Raw genomic sequence first — 244 nt, forward strand, 5'->3', positions numbered from 1 at the left:
GGCCTGCTGGAAGCTCGGCCCGGCGCTGTCCACCGGTAACTCTGTCATTCTGAAGCCGTCCGAAAAATCCCCGCTGACTGCCATCCGCATTGCCGCGTTGGCCGTTGAGGCTGGTATTCCAAAAGGCGTGTTCAACGTGCTGCCTGGCTATGGCCACACCGTGGGTAACGCCCTGGCGGTGCATATGGACGTCGACACCCTGGTGTTCACGGGCTCCACCAAGATCGCCAAGCAACTGTTGATC

1 protein-coding gene is annotated in these 244 nt (G+C 60.7%); it reads left to right on the top strand.

Translation table 11 applies throughout. The features are described from left to right. Positions 1–244 (top strand): aldehyde dehydrogenase family protein (locus tag AAEY88_RS15125; protein ID WP_350563710.1); only part of this gene is annotated, 244 nt, incomplete at both ends.

The organism is Psychrobacter sp. CAL346-MNA-CIBAN-0220 (assembly GCF_040309805.1).
Taxonomy (GTDB): domain Bacteria; phylum Pseudomonadota; class Gammaproteobacteria; order Pseudomonadales; family Moraxellaceae; genus Psychrobacter.